Annotated in this window: 13 protein-coding genes, 1 other RNA gene and 1 pseudogene; 9 read left to right on the top strand and 6 right to left on the bottom strand. The window is 58.3% G+C overall.

Going from position 1 to position 14,639, the window contains the following annotated elements:
• Positions 1 to 30: 30 nt before the first annotated feature.
• Positions 31 to 591 carry a nucleotide exchange factor GrpE gene (grpE, locus tag V3W39_RS24530; RefSeq protein WP_003212224.1) on the bottom strand — a complete coding sequence of 187 codons (561 nt, stop codon included), beginning with the start codon at positions 589 to 591 and terminating at the stop codon, positions 31 to 33.
• Positions 592 to 844: 253 nt separating this feature from the next.
• Here grpE and recN point away from each other — a divergent pair, with 253 nt between their 5' ends.
• Complete coding sequence (recN, locus tag V3W39_RS24525) at positions 845 to 2,518, top strand: DNA repair protein RecN (RefSeq protein WP_177078870.1); 1,674 nt, start codon at positions 845 to 847, stop codon at positions 2,516 to 2,518.
• Positions 2,519 to 2,613: 95 nt separating this feature from the next.
• Here recN and fur read toward each other — a convergent pair whose 3' ends face one another.
• On the bottom strand, positions 2,614 to 3,018 hold the full coding sequence (gene fur / locus V3W39_RS24520) for a ferric iron uptake transcriptional regulator (protein ID WP_003212228.1): 405 nt from the start codon (positions 3,016 to 3,018) through the stop codon (positions 2,614 to 2,616).
• A 98-nt stretch (positions 3,019 to 3,116) separates the two neighbouring features.
• On the opposite strand from fur, the gene V3W39_RS24515 reads away from it, so the two are divergent.
• Entirely contained in the window at positions 3,117 to 3,644 is a 528-nt protein-coding gene (locus V3W39_RS24515; RefSeq protein ID WP_003212232.1) for an outer membrane protein assembly factor BamE, read from the top strand.
• Positions 3,645 to 3,706: 62 nt separating this feature from the next.
• Here the strand turns inward: V3W39_RS24515 and V3W39_RS24510 are convergent, their stop codons facing one another.
• Both V3W39_RS24510 and V3W39_RS24505 read right to left on the bottom strand, forming a co-directional pair.
• Complete coding sequence (locus V3W39_RS24510; RefSeq protein WP_330213492.1) at positions 3,707 to 4,021, bottom strand: RnfH family protein; 315 nt, start codon at positions 4,019 to 4,021, stop codon at positions 3,707 to 3,709.
• Positions 4,014 to 4,448, bottom strand: a complete 435-nt coding sequence (locus V3W39_RS24505; RefSeq protein ID WP_003212236.1) for a type II toxin-antitoxin system RatA family toxin — start codon at positions 4,446 to 4,448, stop codon at positions 4,014 to 4,016. The genes V3W39_RS24510 and V3W39_RS24505 overlap by 8 nt, the downstream gene beginning before the upstream one ends.
• A gap of 168 nt (positions 4,449 to 4,616) precedes the next feature.
• On the opposite strand from V3W39_RS24505, the gene smpB reads away from it, so the two are divergent.
• Positions 4,617 to 5,099 carry an SsrA-binding protein SmpB gene (gene smpB / locus V3W39_RS24500; protein WP_003212238.1) on the top strand — a complete coding sequence of 161 codons (483 nt, stop codon included), beginning with the start codon at positions 4,617 to 4,619 and terminating at the stop codon, positions 5,097 to 5,099.
• Positions 5,100 to 5,154: 55 nt separating this feature from the next.
• On the opposite strand, the gene V3W39_RS24495 is transcribed toward smpB, so the two are convergent.
• Positions 5,155 to 5,922, bottom strand: coding sequence for an FCD domain-containing protein (locus tag V3W39_RS24495; protein ID WP_177042194.1), 768 nt, complete (start codon positions 5,920 to 5,922; stop codon positions 5,155 to 5,157).
• A gap of 261 nt (positions 5,923 to 6,183) precedes the next feature.
• On the opposite strand from V3W39_RS24495, the gene V3W39_RS24490 reads away from it, so the two are divergent.
• The 4 genes from V3W39_RS24490 to ssrA all read left to right on the top strand — a co-directional run bounded on the left by V3W39_RS24490 (position 6,184) and on the right by ssrA (position 11,728).
• Complete coding sequence (locus V3W39_RS24490; protein WP_177078873.1) at positions 6,184 to 7,878, top strand: lactate permease LctP family transporter; 1,695 nt, start codon at positions 6,184 to 6,186, stop codon at positions 7,876 to 7,878.
• 70 nt (positions 7,879 to 7,948) lie between these two features.
• Positions 7,949 to 10,759 carry an FAD-binding and (Fe-S)-binding domain-containing protein gene (locus tag V3W39_RS24485; protein WP_330213491.1) on the top strand — a complete coding sequence of 937 codons (2,811 nt, stop codon included), beginning with the start codon at positions 7,949 to 7,951 and terminating at the stop codon, positions 10,757 to 10,759.
• A gap of 187 nt (positions 10,760 to 10,946) precedes the next feature.
• Entirely contained in the window at positions 10,947 to 11,231 is a 285-nt protein-coding gene (locus V3W39_RS24480) for a hypothetical protein (protein ID WP_003212250.1), read from the top strand.
• Positions 11,232 to 11,334: 103 nt separating this feature from the next.
• Positions 11,335 to 11,728: a transfer-messenger RNA gene (ssrA, locus tag V3W39_RS24475) on the top strand.
• 132 nt (positions 11,729 to 11,860) lie between these two features.
• On the opposite strand, the gene V3W39_RS24470 is transcribed toward ssrA, so the two are convergent.
• Entirely contained in the window at positions 11,861 to 12,469 is a 609-nt protein-coding gene (locus V3W39_RS24470) for a hypothetical protein (protein WP_330213490.1), read from the bottom strand.
• A gap of 322 nt (positions 12,470 to 12,791) precedes the next feature.
• On the opposite strand from V3W39_RS24470, the pseudogene V3W39_RS24465 reads away from it, so the two are divergent.
• Together V3W39_RS24465 and V3W39_RS24460 are read left to right on the top strand one after the other, a co-directional pair.
• Positions 12,792 to 13,317: pseudogene (locus tag V3W39_RS24465) on the top strand (YqaJ viral recombinase family nuclease); the annotation flags it as partial.
• Positions 13,318 to 13,713: 396 nt separating this feature from the next.
• The gene (locus V3W39_RS24460; RefSeq protein ID WP_330213489.1) at positions 13,714 to 14,637 is read left to right on the top strand and encodes a DUF4007 family protein; all 924 of its coding nucleotides are present in this window, start codon (positions 13,714 to 13,716) and stop codon (positions 14,635 to 14,637) included.
• The last annotated feature ends 2 nt before the right edge of the window (positions 14,638 to 14,639 follow it).

Here is a 14,639-nt window from a genome sequence, read left to right as displayed (position 1 = left end):
GACTTATAGATGGGGCCGTTACGACTTATTTCAAGCCTGCTCATCAATCGAAGGTGCAACAGGTGCAGGAGCCTTGCTCACCACAACCATTGCCGGGCGCAGAAGGCGACCGTTGAGCTGGTAACCCTTCTGGAACACCTTCAATACGCTGTTCGGCTCAAGATCAGCGTTTTCCTGCATCGCCATCGCTTGATGATGCTCGGCATTGAACGGCTCGCCGCCTTGCGGATCGATGGCTTCCAGCTGATAACGCTTCAGGGTGTCCTGGAACATTTTCAGGGTCAGTTCGATCCCTTCGCGCATTGGGCGGATGTTTTCGTCGTCCGGGTTGGACAGCTCAAGGCCACGCTCCAGGCTGTCGATGATCGGCAACAGATCACCGGCAAATTTTTCCAGGGCGAATTTGTGAGCTTTTTCTACATCCTGCTCGGCGCGGCGGCGGACGTTCTGCAGATCGGCGGCAACACGCAACGATTGATCCTGTGCGCCTGCCAATTGCTCTTCGAGCACTTGCACACGAGCGGCCAGGTCTTCACCTGCTGCCTGGTTGGCGTCTGGATTTTGCGTATCCTGCGTCTGTTCGTCAGCCATAGATTTCTCCTTTCAAAATCATGCGCGAACTCGACTCGCGCTTCTGTTCCGGTATATGGGGCCACAATTTTCAGGTTCAAGGGTTGAGGCGTTACCAAAAGTCTTTCACTTGTCCTGGATCAATTCCTGCCAGTCATTCCTCGTCGCACTTAAAAAGACATCCATTCAAGCAAATCGGACTAAGCATCAGGATTGTCACCCTCAAACAAAACACTGTATAAATAACCAGACCTAAAGCCTGGGAGCGGCCGTCATGCTGGTGCACCTGTCCGTACATAACTACGCCATCGTTGAACATCTGGATCTTGAACTGGATCGTGGGATGAGCGTAATCACAGGCGAAACCGGCGCCGGCAAGTCGATCATGCTCGACGCCCTGGGGCTGACCCTCGGCGACCGCGCCGACAGCGGCGTGGTTCGCCCCGGCGCCGACAAGGCCGACATCCTCGCCACCTTTGACCTGGCTGACATCCCGGAAGCCGAAGCCTGGCTTGCCGAGCGCGACCTCAATAATGAAGGCCCCTGCATCCTGCGCCGGGTGATCACTGCCGAAGGGCGCTCCCGTGGCTATATAAATGGCACGCCCTGCCCCCTCGGCGACTTGAAAGCCCTGGGCGAACTGCTGATCGACATCCACAGCCAGCATGAACACCAATCCCTGCTGAAAACCGACACCCATCGCCGGCTCCTCGACGAATACGCCGGCGCCACCGACCTTGCACGCCAGGTGCAATTGGCCGCCCAGCGCTGGCGGCAAACCCGCCAGGAGCTGGAGCGCCTCTCCAACTCCGGCGACGAGCAACGTGCCCGCCACCAACTGCTCAGCTATCAACTGGAAGAACTGGAAAGCCTGGGGCTCGGCGAGACCGAACTGGAGCAACTGGAACAGGAACACAAGAACCTGACCAACGCAGAAACCCTGTTGGGCATCTGCCGGCAAGTGGTAGAACAGTGCAGTGAAAGTGATTCCGGGAATGTGCTCAATGCCCTGACGGCGAGCCTGAACCGACTGTCCAGCGTGAATAACGCCTCAGGCTCGCTGAATGAAGCCACCACGCTGCTGACCAGCGCGCAAATCCAGGTGGAAGAAGCCGTGGGCGAGCTGAATCGCTTCCTCGACCACTTCGATGCCGACCCGGCACGCCTGCAAGATATAGAAGAGCGCCTGGACACCATCTACACCCTGGCACGCAAACACCGAATCCAGCCAACCGAAGTCGCAACCATGCAGCAAAAGCTGCTGGATGAAATCGAAACCCTGAATGCCAATGATGAGTCCATCGAGCGTTTGAGCGAAGAACTGGCGTCCTTTGCTCGCCATTATCAAGAGAAAGCCCGAGAGTTGAGCGACCTGCGCCATCAGGCTGCGACCGGCCTGGCCAGTGCGGTGGAGCAGGAAATCCAGCGCCTGGGCATGCCCGGCGGGCGCTTCACCATCGAACTGCACACCAACACCAGCAACGAGCTGCTGCCCAACGGCCTTGAGCAGGTAGAACTGCTGGTCAGCGCAAACCCGGGCCAACCCCTCAAGGCATTGGCTAAAGTGGCGTCCGGCGGCGAGCTGTCACGGATCAGCCTGGCGATCCAGGTGATCACCGCCCAGACCTCACGCGTGCCGACACTGGTATTCGATGAAGTGGACGTGGGGATCGGCGGCCCGACGGCAGAGATTGTTGGCCAACTGTTGCGCCGGCTGGGCGATCGCGGCCAGGTGCTGACCGTCACCCACTTGCCACAAGTGGCCGCCCAAGGGCATCAACACCTGTTCGTGCACAAGGTAAGGGGCAGCGATGCCACCCATACCGCCGTGTCCAAGCTGAACAAGACCGAACGGGTAGAAGAAGTGGCGCGGATGCTCGGCGGCATCGACCTGACCAAGGAGTCCCTGGCTCACGCGAAGAAAATGGTGGTCACCGCAAAGGTCTGAGGCCTGCTTGCTGGTCATTTTCTTTCTATAGAAAGCACGAAGGCGACCCTAGGGTCGCCTTCGATCGTTTCGCAGAGCGGATCTGCGTAGCTTTCTTACTTTTTCTTACGTATGTAGAGAACCAAGTTGTGATCCACCAAATCGAATCCATGCTGCTCAGCGATCATGTGCTGGAGCTTCTCGATTTCCGGACTGGTGAACTCGATAACCTCATTGGTATCCAGGTCAACCATGTGGTCGTGATGACCGCCGTCAGCCAATTCGAACACTGCATGACCGCCGTCGAAATTATGACGAACCACCAGTCCTGCTGCTTCAAACTGGGTCAGTACACGGTAAACCGTGGCCAGGCCGACGTCCTCGTTAGACTCCATCAGTGCCTTGTATACATCCTCGGCACTCATGTGGCGCTGCTCAGCAGAATCGAGCATTTGTAGAATCTTGACTCGTGGCAGAGTCACTTTAAGACCGGCTTTGCGTAGTTCGCTATTTTCAACCATGGTTAGCTTTCTCGCGGATGCTGCTTCGCAGCTTCTCTTAATACGGGTATGATCGGCGTTTACGTTGTCCCAGCCAAGATAGTGGAAGTCGCCCACCGATGCAAAACACCAAGCTCTTGCTAACCAGTTTCACCTTTGTGGGACTGCTCGCACTCGCCGGTTGTTCATTCCCCGGGGTTTACAAAATCGACATCCAGCAGGGCAATGTCGTCACGCAGGACATGATAGACCAGTTACGCCCGGGAATGACCCGACGGCAAGTACGGTTTATCATGGGCAATCCCCTGCTGACCGACACATTCCATGCCGATCGCTGGGATTATCTCTATAGCATCCAACCTGGTGGCGGTGAACGCCAGCAGGAGCGGGTCAGTGTCATCTTCAATGGCAATGACCAGCTCGTCAGCCTGTCGGGGGACTTCAAACCGGGCGTAAGCCGCGATGAAGCCTTGCTGGGCAAGGACAACGGCACCACCGCCCCTGCGCCCGCGCAGAACGAGGAGAAGCCCAAGTCCGAAGTACCGGCCAAGCCTGGCTCCTTGTTGGACGAGATCCAGAAAGGCGTCGACGGCGTACAAACCGTTCCCGTGCCGACTCCAGAACCTCTGGACGCCAGCCCGCAATAAGTTTGCAACGCTCGATAAAAAGCCCGGCATGCCGGGCTTTTTGTTGCCTGCCGTTTCGCAAGCTAAGAATTCTGCTGTTTTGCCTTGGCCGCCTTGGCCGCACGCAAGCGGCGTATCTCCATCGGGTCGGCCAGCAATGGGCGATAGATCTCGATTCGATCTCCGGCCTGCACACGACGAACATCCGCGTCCGCCACCACCTTACCGAAGATCCCCAAGGGGCAACCCTGCAGATCCAGTTCCGGAAATTGCGCATCTATTCCCGAACTCAACACAGCCGCCCTGAGGCTTGTACCCGCCGCTACTGCGAGGCTCATCAACACCTGGCGATCCACCGCGGCGTACACCACCTCGACCTCAACCAATGGCTCAGCCATGCATTTGCTTGGCGCGTTGGCAGAACGCGTCCACCAGGGTATTGGCCGCTTGATTGAACAGCGGCCCCAGGGTGGCACGCACGATAGGGCCGGCATAATCGAACGACAAATCCAGGCTGATCTTGCACGCCTTCTCGTTCAACGCCTTGAACACCCACACCCCATGCAACTGAGTGAACGGGCCTTCTTCGAGATTCATCTCGATGGACTGCCCGGGCACCAGCGTGTTGCGCGTGACAAAGTGCTGGCTCAAGCCGCCCTTCGCCACCCCCACGCTGGCAACCATGTGCTCATCACTGCTCTCCAACACCTCGGCAGTCGAACACCAAGGCAGGAACTCCGGGTAACGCGCCACGTCGTTGACCAGGTCATAGAGCGCCTGCGCCGGGTAAGGCAGCAGGGCCGAACGTTGAATATGCGTCGTCATGTGAGCGTTATTTCCACAGCTGAGCGGCAAACATCGCGAAAGGACAACAGGATTCGCGAAAGAAAAAAATCTAAAACCAGCCTGCATTGTCCGGGATTCATTCAACACGCTCAAGCACGCAGGTTGACCGTAGCCGACGCGCTCGCAACTCCCTATAATGCCGCCCCTATGGCTAAACAAAAGAAACACCCAACAGGGACCATCGCGCAAAATAAAAAGGCGCGACACGATTACTTCATCGAACATCGGTTCGAGGCTGGTCTGGTCCTGGCCGGCTGGGAAGTAAAAAGTCTGCGTGCCAGCAAGCTGCAACTGGTCGACAGTTATGTGCTGCTCAAAGACGGTGAGGCATGGCTGCTCGGCAGTCATATCACGCCGCTGATGACCGCCAGCACCCACGTGATTGCCGACCCGGTGCGTACGCGCAAGCTGCTGCTCAATGCCCGCGAACTGGAAAAGCTCCACGCCGCCGTGCAGCAAAAGGGCTACGCCTGTGTCTGCCTGTCGTGGTACTGGAGCAAGCACCTGGTCAAGTGCGAGATCGCACTGGGCAAGGGCAAGAAGGAATACGACAAGCGCGACACCGAGCGCGAACGCGATTCCAACCGGGAATTGCAGCGTGCCGTGCGTAACAAGGGCAAGGAAGACTGACTTTCTTGTGACTTGATGTGGCCGAGGGAGCCCGCTCCCTCAGCCACAACAATCGCTACATTCCCTTGCGCCGCTCCGCCCGGGCCATGCGCTGAACCTCCTGACGCACTTCCTCCAGCACTTCCTGCACATACAGCAGGTGACGTGTTGAGACTTCCCGCGCCTGCTCGGCACGCCCCTCGATAATCGCCAGGTACAGGTCACGATGCTGATTGATCAGCATGTCCCGGGTCTCCGTACGCTGCTGATACATGCCACCAATGTTGGTCACCACGTTGCGCTTGAGCAGGTCGAACAGGCCGCGAATGGTGTGCAGCAATACTGCGTTATGACTGGCCTCGGCGATGGCCAGGTGAAACCTCGCATCCGCCGCGCCCTCTTCCGCACGGCTCACTTCATCTGATCGCGTGTAGCAATCCTGCAATTCTTCGAAAGCGGCAGTGAGCCGTTCGCGATCCACCTCAGTGGCGCGCAACGCTGCGTAATACGCGCACGAAGCTTCCAGGGTCTGGCGAAACTCCAGGAGATCACGCTGAGCCTCGGGATTATTTTCCAACAGGTGCAGCAGCGGATCGCTGAAGGTTGAACCCAGCGACTCCACTACATAATTGCCACCGCCCTGACGGCTGACCAGCAAGCCTTTGGCCGCCAGCTTCTGGATCGCCTCACGCAACGACGGACGCGACACCCCGAACTGCTCGGCCAGTGCGCGCTCGGCCGGCAAGCGCTCGCCCGACTTCAGCGTGCCCTCAAGGATCATGCCCTCAAGCTGCTCGACGATATCGTCAGACAAACGGCGCTGACGCACCTGATCAAACCCCATAACTCACTCTCCACCATTCCGACCACTCGCCGGGGCCCCTATTCTGGCCTATCGCAGCCCATCCGGCACCTATCAGAACGCCCTCGTTTCAGCCGATCAGCAGCCGCTCACACCGACCTACGACCAAAGATTCACAAGCGGCAAATTGACACATCCCCCTGAAGACTCTTAACCTAGCCAACGGTGATTGTAAATTGGTAATACCAATTACCCGAATCACTAAAGCAGTGCCTGACCAACAACAATTAGGGGCCACCCCATATGCAAACCTGGCAACAGCTCTACAGCCCGCTCGGCAGCCTCGGCCTGTCCGCACTGGCCGCCGTCATTCCCATCGTATTTTTCTTCCTGGCCCTGGCGGTGTTTCGCCTCAAAGGCCACGTTGCGGGCAGCATCACCTTGGCACTCTCGATCCTAGTAGCGATCTTTGCCTTCCAGATGCCGGTCGACATGGCGCTCGCCGCCGCCAGTTATGGCTTTGCCTACGGCCTGTGGCCAATCGCCTGGATCATCGTCGCCGCCGTATTCCTCTACAAACTGACCGTCAAAAGCGGCCAGTTCGAAATCATCCGCAGCTCCGTGCTGTCGATTACCGACGACCAACGCCTGCAGGTGCTGTTGATCGGCTTTTGCTTCGGCGCGTTCCTGGAAGGCGCCGCCGGTTTCGGCGCACCGGTGGCGATTACCGCCGCACTGCTGGTAGGGCTGGGTTTCAACCCACTGTACGCCGCCGGCCTGTGCCTGATTGCCAACACCGCCCCTGTAGCGTTTGGCGCACTGGGGATTCCGATCATCGTGGCAGGGCAAGTGACCGGCATCGATGCGTTCAAGATTGGCGCCATGGCCGGTCGCCAATTGCCGCTGCTGTCGTTGTTCGTACCGTTCTGGCTGGTGTTCATGATGGACGGTCTGCGTGGCGTCAGAGAAACCTGGCCAGCCGCACTGGTCGCAGGCCTGAGCTTTGCCGTTACCCAGTTCTTCACCTCGAACTTCATCGGCCCGGAACTGCCAGACATCACCTCGGCCCTGGCCAGTCTGATTTCCCTGACCCTGTTCCTGAAAGTCTGGCAGCCCAAGCGCAGCGCCAATGCGCAAATTGCCGGCGCGACGTCCGGCACTGCCGTCACCGCCAGCGCCGGTGGTTTTGGCCTGCCTCGCAACACCCTGGCCTCGCCTTACAGCCTGGGGCAGATTTTCAAGGCCTGGTCACCGTTCCTGATCCTGACCGTGCTCGTCACCATCTGGACCCTCAAGCCGTTCAAGGCACTGTTCGCCGCGGGCGGCGCGATGTACAGCTCGGTGTTCAATTTCGCGATCCCGCACCTGGACCAACTGGTAATCAAGGTTGCGCCGATCGTTGCTGCACCAACTGCAATTCCGGCAGTGTTCAAGCTTGATCCGATTTCCGCGACCGGTACGGCGATTTTCTTCTCCGCCCTGGTATCGATGCTGGTGCTGAAGATCGATTTCAAAACTGGTCTGACCACCTTGAAAGAAACCTTCTATGAACTGCGCTGGCCGATCCTGTCCATCGGCATGGTGCTGGCCTTCGCCTTCGTCACCAACTATTCCGGCATGTCGTCGACCATGGCCCTGGTGCTCGCCGCCACCGGCTCGGCATTCCCGTTCTTCTCGCCATTCCTTGGCTGGCTCGGGGTATTTCTGACCGGCTCCGATACTTCATCCAACGCCCTGTTCAGCTCGCTGCAAGCCACCACCGCCCACCAGATCGGCGTCAACGACGTCTTGCTGGTGGCGGCGAACACCAGCGGCGGCGTGACCGGCAAGATGATCTCGCCGCAGTCGATCGCCGTGGCGTGCGCCGCAACTGGCCTGGTGGGCAAGGAATCCGACCTGTTCCGCTTCACCCTCAAGCACAGCCTGTTTTTCGCGACGATTGTCGGGCTGATCACCTTGGCCCAGGCCTACTGGTTCACCGGCATGCTGGTGCATTGAGACCTGCGTGTAATAGGGTAAGAACCGACGCCGGGCAGCAATTCCGGCGTCTGCTATTTCTGGAGGACCGATGAGCCTGCCTGCTGCCTTTCTGAGCGACGCCGCACAACTGATCCCGAAAGATCGTCGCTTCGACGATCCACTTTCCACCCTCGCCTTCGGCACCGACGCCAGTTTTTACCGACTGATCCCACAGCTGGTGATCCGCGTTGAATCGGAAGACGAAGTAGTGGCCCTGCTGCAACTGGCCCAGCGCGACCGCGTGCCGGTGACCTTTCGCGCGGCGGGCACCAGCCTCTCCGGGCAGGCCATCAGCGACTCGGTGTTGATCGTGCTGGGGGACAATTGGAACGGCCGCGAGATTCGCGGCCAAGGCACGCAAATCCGCCTGCAACCCGGTGTGATCGGCGCCCAGGCCAATGCCTGGCTGGCACCTTTCGGACGCAAGATCGGGCCGGACCCGGCCTCGATCAATGCCTGCAAGATCGGCGGCATCGTCGCCAACAATGCCAGCGGCATGTGCTGTGGCACGGCGCAGAACACCTATCACACCCTGGCAGGCATTCGCCTGGTACTGGCCGACGGCAGCCGCCTGGACACAGAAGACCCGGCCAGTGTTTCGGCCTTTCGCCAGCGTCACGGCGACCTGCTCGAACGCCTGGCAACACTGGGCCGCGAAACGCGGGCCAACGCCGAACTGGCTGCAAAAATCCGCCACAAATACCGTCTGAAAAATACCACCGGGTTGTCACTCAACGCCCTGGTGGATTTCGACGAGCCGCTGGATATCCTCAGCCACCTGCTGGTGGGCTCCGAAGGCACCCTGGGCTTTATCAGCGCAGTGACCTACGACACGGTGATCGATCACCCGAACAAAGCCTCGGCCCTGATCGTGTTCCCTGATGTGGAAACCTGCTGCAACGCAGTGACCGTACTCAAAACCCAACCCGTTTCAGCGGTTGAACTGCTGGACCGGCGCAGCATGCGCTCGGTGCAGGACAAACCCGGCATGCCGGCTTTCGTACAACAGCTGTCGGAAAATGCCTGCGCCCTGCTGATCGAATCCCGCGCAGCCTCGTCCTCACTGCTGCACGAACAACTGGCGCTGATCATGGCGTCCCTCGCCAGTTTCCCGGTGGAGAAACAGGTCGACTTCACGGAAGACCCGGTGGAAAACGCCCGCCTTTGGGCAATCCGCAAAGACACCTTCCCCGCCGTGGGCGCCGTGCGCAAAACCGGCACCACCGTGATCATCGAAGACGTGACCTTCCCGGTGGAACAACTGGCCATCGGCGTGAACCGCCTCATCGAGCTGTTCGATAAACATCACTACGACGAAGCGATCCTTTTCGGACACGCCCTTGAGGGCAATCTGCACTTCGTATTCACCCAAGGCTTCAACAGCGCAGAAGAAGTCGCACGCTACCAGGCGTTCATGGACGACGTTGCCCAGTTGGTAGCCGTCGAATTTGGCGGTTCGCTGAAGGCTGAGCACGGCACCGGTCGCAACATGGCGCCCTTCGTCGAACTGGAATGGGGCAGCGATGCCTACCAGTTGATGTGGCAGCTCAAGCGCCTGCTCGACCCCAACGGTATTCTCAACCCGGACGTGGTACTCAGCGAAGACCCGCAAATCCACCTCAAACACCTCAAACCGCTGCCCGCCGCCGACGAGCTTGTGGATAAGTGTATCGAGTGCGGCTTCTGCGAACCGGTTTGCCCGTCGAAAGGATTCACCCTCAGCCCGCGCCAGCGCATTGTGATCTGGCGCGATATACAGGCCAGGAAACGCGCCGGCGTCGACACCACTGAACTGGAAGCGGCCTATCAATACCAAGGCATCGACACCTGCGCAGCCACCGGGCTTTGCGCCCAACGCTGCCCGGTAGGAATCAATACCGGCGACCTGGTGAAAAAGCTGCGCAGCCGCGACGCCGACCGTACGAAAACCGCCGAATGGCTGTCGACGCATTTCGCCACCGCCTTGCAAGGCGCGCGCTTCACGCTGCACGTAGCCAACGGTGCGCGCATGCTGCTGGGCGCTCCACGGCTGGCAAAGCTTTCGGCCACGGTGACCAAGCTGTCCAAGGGGCAAATCCCCCAGTGGACCAACGCCATGCCGCAGCCGGAAAAAGCCATTCGCTTCAGCCCCGCCGTGAACGATGAGCGACCACGAGTGGTGTACCTCGCCGCCTGCGTATCACGCGCAATGGGCCCGGCAGCCGGTGACAAGGAACAGATGTCGCTGTACGACAAAACCCGCGGCCTGCTGGAAAAAGCCGGTTACCAGGTCGTCTTTCCCGACAACCAGGACAACCTCTGCTGCGGCCAACCTTTTGCGTCCAAAGGTTACGCCGAACAAGCCGAACACAAACGCCAGGAACTGATCGGCGCCCTGCTCCACGCCAGCCGCGGCGGCCTCGACCCGATCTACTGCGACACCAGCCCGTGCACCCTGCGCCTGGTGCAGGACCTGGCCGAAACCCGCCTCGACCTCTACGACCCGGTGCGTTTTATCCGCACCCACCTGATGGACCGCCTCGACTTCACGCCACAGGAAGCCCCGATCGCCGTGCACGTCACCTGCAGCACCCAGCACCTGGGAGAGAGCCAGGCGTTGATCGACCTGGCCAGGCGTTGCAGCAAAACCGTGGTGATCCCTGAAGGCATTCACTGCTGTGGTTTTGCCGGCGACAAGGGCTTCACCACGCCGGAGCTGAATGCCCACTCACTGCGCAGCCTGAAGGACGCCGTGCAGCATTGCAGCGAAGGCATCTCCACCAGCCGCACGTGTGAGATTGGTCTGACGCAACATGGCGGCATTGATTACCACGGCCTGGTGTACTTGGTGGATCGGGTTACCCAGGCGCGCGCCCACTAACGCCGCCCTGTTTGGGTGCAAAAAGCCAATGATTCAGGGGTTTTTCGACTAATCCAGCGACAAAACAGAACCCCTGCGCGCTGGCGTAGTCATCTGCATAGGCCTCGACAAACGAGGCTCATCAGTGACCTCGCTGGCTGCACGGAAAACCGGCAGCATCGAGCCCTATTTGCACAAGGAGATACCCATGAAGCGTTCCGCTCTTGCTGGTTTGTTCATTACCGCTGCGATGCTCGCCTCCCCCGCGTTTGCAGCCGGAACAAAAGACGATCTGTGCCAAATCAACCTGGACAAAATCAACAACGGTAAAGCGTTGCTCGCCACCGACACCAGCGGCAAATCCGGCGAAATTGACACCGCCGTTTCCCAGGCCAAAGCGGCCCATGCGGCAGGCGATGACAAGAAATGCATCGAGATCACCTCCAAGGCCCTGCAAAGCCTGCAAGACACGGACAAAGGTGGCAATCAGTAACTCGCTGATTGCCCAAGGCCAACCTTCGGGTTGGCCTTCTGTGACCGATTGACGTACACTGCACAGGCTTGTCACTCACCAAGAAACAACGAGTTACAAGCACGGGGCCGTTTAGGATTCGACGCCGGTTGCGAAACTTTAGGTGCATGCCGAGTTGGTAACAGAACTCGTAAATCCACTGTTGCAACTTCTTATAGTTGCCAATGACGAAACCTACGGGGAATACGCTCTCGCTGCGTAAGCAGCCTTAGCCCTTCCCTCCTGGTACCTTCGGGTCCAGCAATCATCAGGGGATGTCTGTAAACCCAAAGTGATTGTCATATAGAACAGAATCGCCGTGCAGTACGTTGTGGACGAAGCGGCTAAAACTTACACAACTCGCCCAAAGCACCCTGCCCTTCGGGTCGCTGAGGGTTAACTTAATAGAAACGGCTACGCATGTAGTACCGACAGCGGAGTACTGGCGGACGGGGGTTCAAATCCCCCCGGCTCCACCATTTGAAACACCAGAGAAGCCCGCCCAGTGCGGGCTTCGCTGTACCTGGGCTGCCGAATGTTGCTGAAAATCGCTGCGGATGAATGCCGATCTTTGCGCGCCTCAGCAGCTTTTCAGCAACACTTCCCCGGCATCACGCCGAATGAGAAAACCCCAACCCAACAAATAATGGCGGCCGTTGCCGCTGCCAAATACACTGCTCCCTCAGCCACTTATCGAAGCCTGCCGAACCGATCTTGTCGCCGTCGTCACTCTGCCTGGCGATGCACCCTGGAAGGTCGCCAATACTGGCGCCGGCCCGGTTGGCGTCCAGGCGTGCGGCCTCTTGGTACTTCTCAATAACTTTGGCAATACCAACGACCTGATCGTTGAGCTTCGACGTATCCAAATCGTTTCCGAGCCGCCATAGCGCATCAGCGATATCGACATCAGAGTCGCCGCGCGTCAGAACTGGGAGCAAGTCCTGGCAGTCCAGGTCATGAACGAACCTGCCTATATAAGCATCGCCCAGGGCTTTCTGTTCGACCGCGACAGAAATGCGCGCCCCCTGTCGGCTAAGGTTCGTGCCGACAAGCAGCGATTCAATCCCAGGGTCTGGGCGGTCGGCGAAACTGCTGCGTACGAACGAGACGATCTCACCGCACCGACGCAGGTTGATCAGCGCATTGCGGCGCTCGATAAGCGCAGCATGTTGGGCCTGCTTGCCCAACTCATCGGCGGCACGCAATGTCGCCTGCTCCATCCCCAGAGCCCCCCTCACGAGCCATAAGCTCCTTGGCGCGGCCGCGCAACATCTCAAAGATCTCGGCAATCTCTCTGTCTTCAAGGTTGCCGGCGGCAGCCCGTACAGCGTCGATGCAAGGGGTCATTTACCGCTCCCTATGTCGCATACGGCGGCGGCGCGGGGTATGCCTTGGAGTATTGTTCGGCGCGATCTGCCAAGGCCCAGGCGGCTTCTGTTTCATCGCGACTCGCTGCTACAACATCGGCCCTGTCCTTCTCTGGCACGAACGCCTGGTTAGTTTCTGCTGGCCGGGCGTTTTTATGCCCGCAAGGAAACCCTTATGAAAACTCAAGCAGCACAACCAACAGGCGCAAAACCACCTCCGGCATTGCGTCTGGTCGGCACCAAGCAGTTGCCGCGTGATGCATGGCTGGCCGTGCGCAAAGGCGGCATCGGCAGTTCGGATGCCGCTGCAGCTGTCGGACTTAATCCGTACAAATCTCAGCTGGAGCTGAGGATGGAGAAAACCGAACGTGATGCCTTACTGCCCAAGCTCGATCCACAAGACGAAGAAAGCGCCCGCATACTGGGACAACATCCTCGAACCCATCGTTGCATCGCACTACAGCAAACGTACGGGCCAACGAGTACGGCGGATCAATGCTGTGCTGCAACACCCTGATCCTCAGTTGCAGTGGATGCTGGCCAACATCGACCGCGAGGTGACCGGGGCCAGTGATGTGCAGATTCTCGAATGCAAAACCGCCGGCATAAACGGAGCACGCCTCTGGAAGGAAGGCGTGCCCGAGTATGTGCAGTTGCAAGTCATGCATCAGCTAGCTGTGACCGGCAAACAGTCTGCCGATGCCTGTCGTGGTAGTGACGGCATTGCTTGCGTGCTCTATTTTCGCCAGCTTGCAGCACCTCAGACAGAAATAAACACAGTGAGCTATCAGTCAAAAGTAGGCGGCCTGGGGGCTGCTTACTCATTGAACGCGTTTTTTTTTGGATCACCCAAACAAACGAACTCAAAGATACTAGTCCTGATATCCGACCATGAGACGGCTTCCCTTTGTGTCAGCAAACCCTGGTGCAGAGTCCGACTACCCACTTGCGATGTGCTCACCCAATTCGAATACAACACCTTTCTGAGGGTTCAAAGCCGGTTGCGGACGAAAGACAATAACTGTATATGTATACAGCAAGAGAATCACAGGGTCTCCAACTGGAGTAATCCACCAGTTCGCGGTAAGCTTTGATCCATGAAGAATACAAACACCAAACCAAACCGGATAGCATCCGTGCACCTCTCCGGACATGAGACGTTCCCTCTTCGCCAAATGTGGCTTAAGAAAGCGTTCGATCAAGCGAGCAATGACGGATTGATTCCCAAATCTACCTTCACCGATGAGTCTGCAATCGCAGCCTTCGGCGTTGGTAAAAACATGGTTTCATCGATTCGGCATTGGGCATTGTCATGCGGAATCATGGCCGAAGAAGGTGATGCGTTCCGCGTAAACAGCTTGGCAATGGAGATACTGCAAAATGGAGGTCTTGACCCCTATGCGGAGAACCCGTCTACAGCATGGCTCGTACATTGGCGCCTCGCCGGGCGGCACCACCGCTCGACCACATGGTATTGGCTCTTCAATCATGTGACAGCTCCAACCTTTACACGCCAAGAACTCGAAGAGCCTTTGGCCCTGTATGCCCGAAGCCTAGATCCCAAGCACCGCCTTTCTACAGCAACTATTTCGCGTGACTTGGAGACCTGTCTACGTAGCTACGCGCCACGGGCAGCAACCGGTTCTCCAGAGGATTTTGCCGAGCCTTTACTCGGGGAGTTAGGGCTGCTGCAAGAAGTACACAAGGGGCAATATGCATTCCGACGCGGCCCCAAGGCTGCACTTCATGATGGTGTCTTCACTTATGCCCTCATGGATTTTTGGCGCAGAACTGCAGACAGCCAAAGTTCGCTAGCTTTCGAGACCATCGCATATGCAGAAGGCTCTCCAGGTCGAGTCTTTAAGCTCGACGAAGAGTCGATAGCCCAGCGCTTGATCTCTTTGGCCGATCTGACCGGAGGCAAGTTAGCGTGGTCCGACTCCGCTGGCCTTCGCCAAGTCCACAAAAAAAACCTCTCTGATAACGATCGACAAGACATGGTTAGGCGCGCATATGACTGAGG

The organism is Pseudomonas sp. Z18(2022), from assembly GCF_036346535.1.
Taxonomy (GTDB): domain Bacteria; phylum Pseudomonadota; class Gammaproteobacteria; order Pseudomonadales; family Pseudomonadaceae; genus Aquipseudomonas; species Aquipseudomonas yamanorum_A.
The sequence above is the reverse complement of the archived record's forward strand: the minus strand, read 5'-3'. Positions and strand labels throughout refer to the sequence as shown.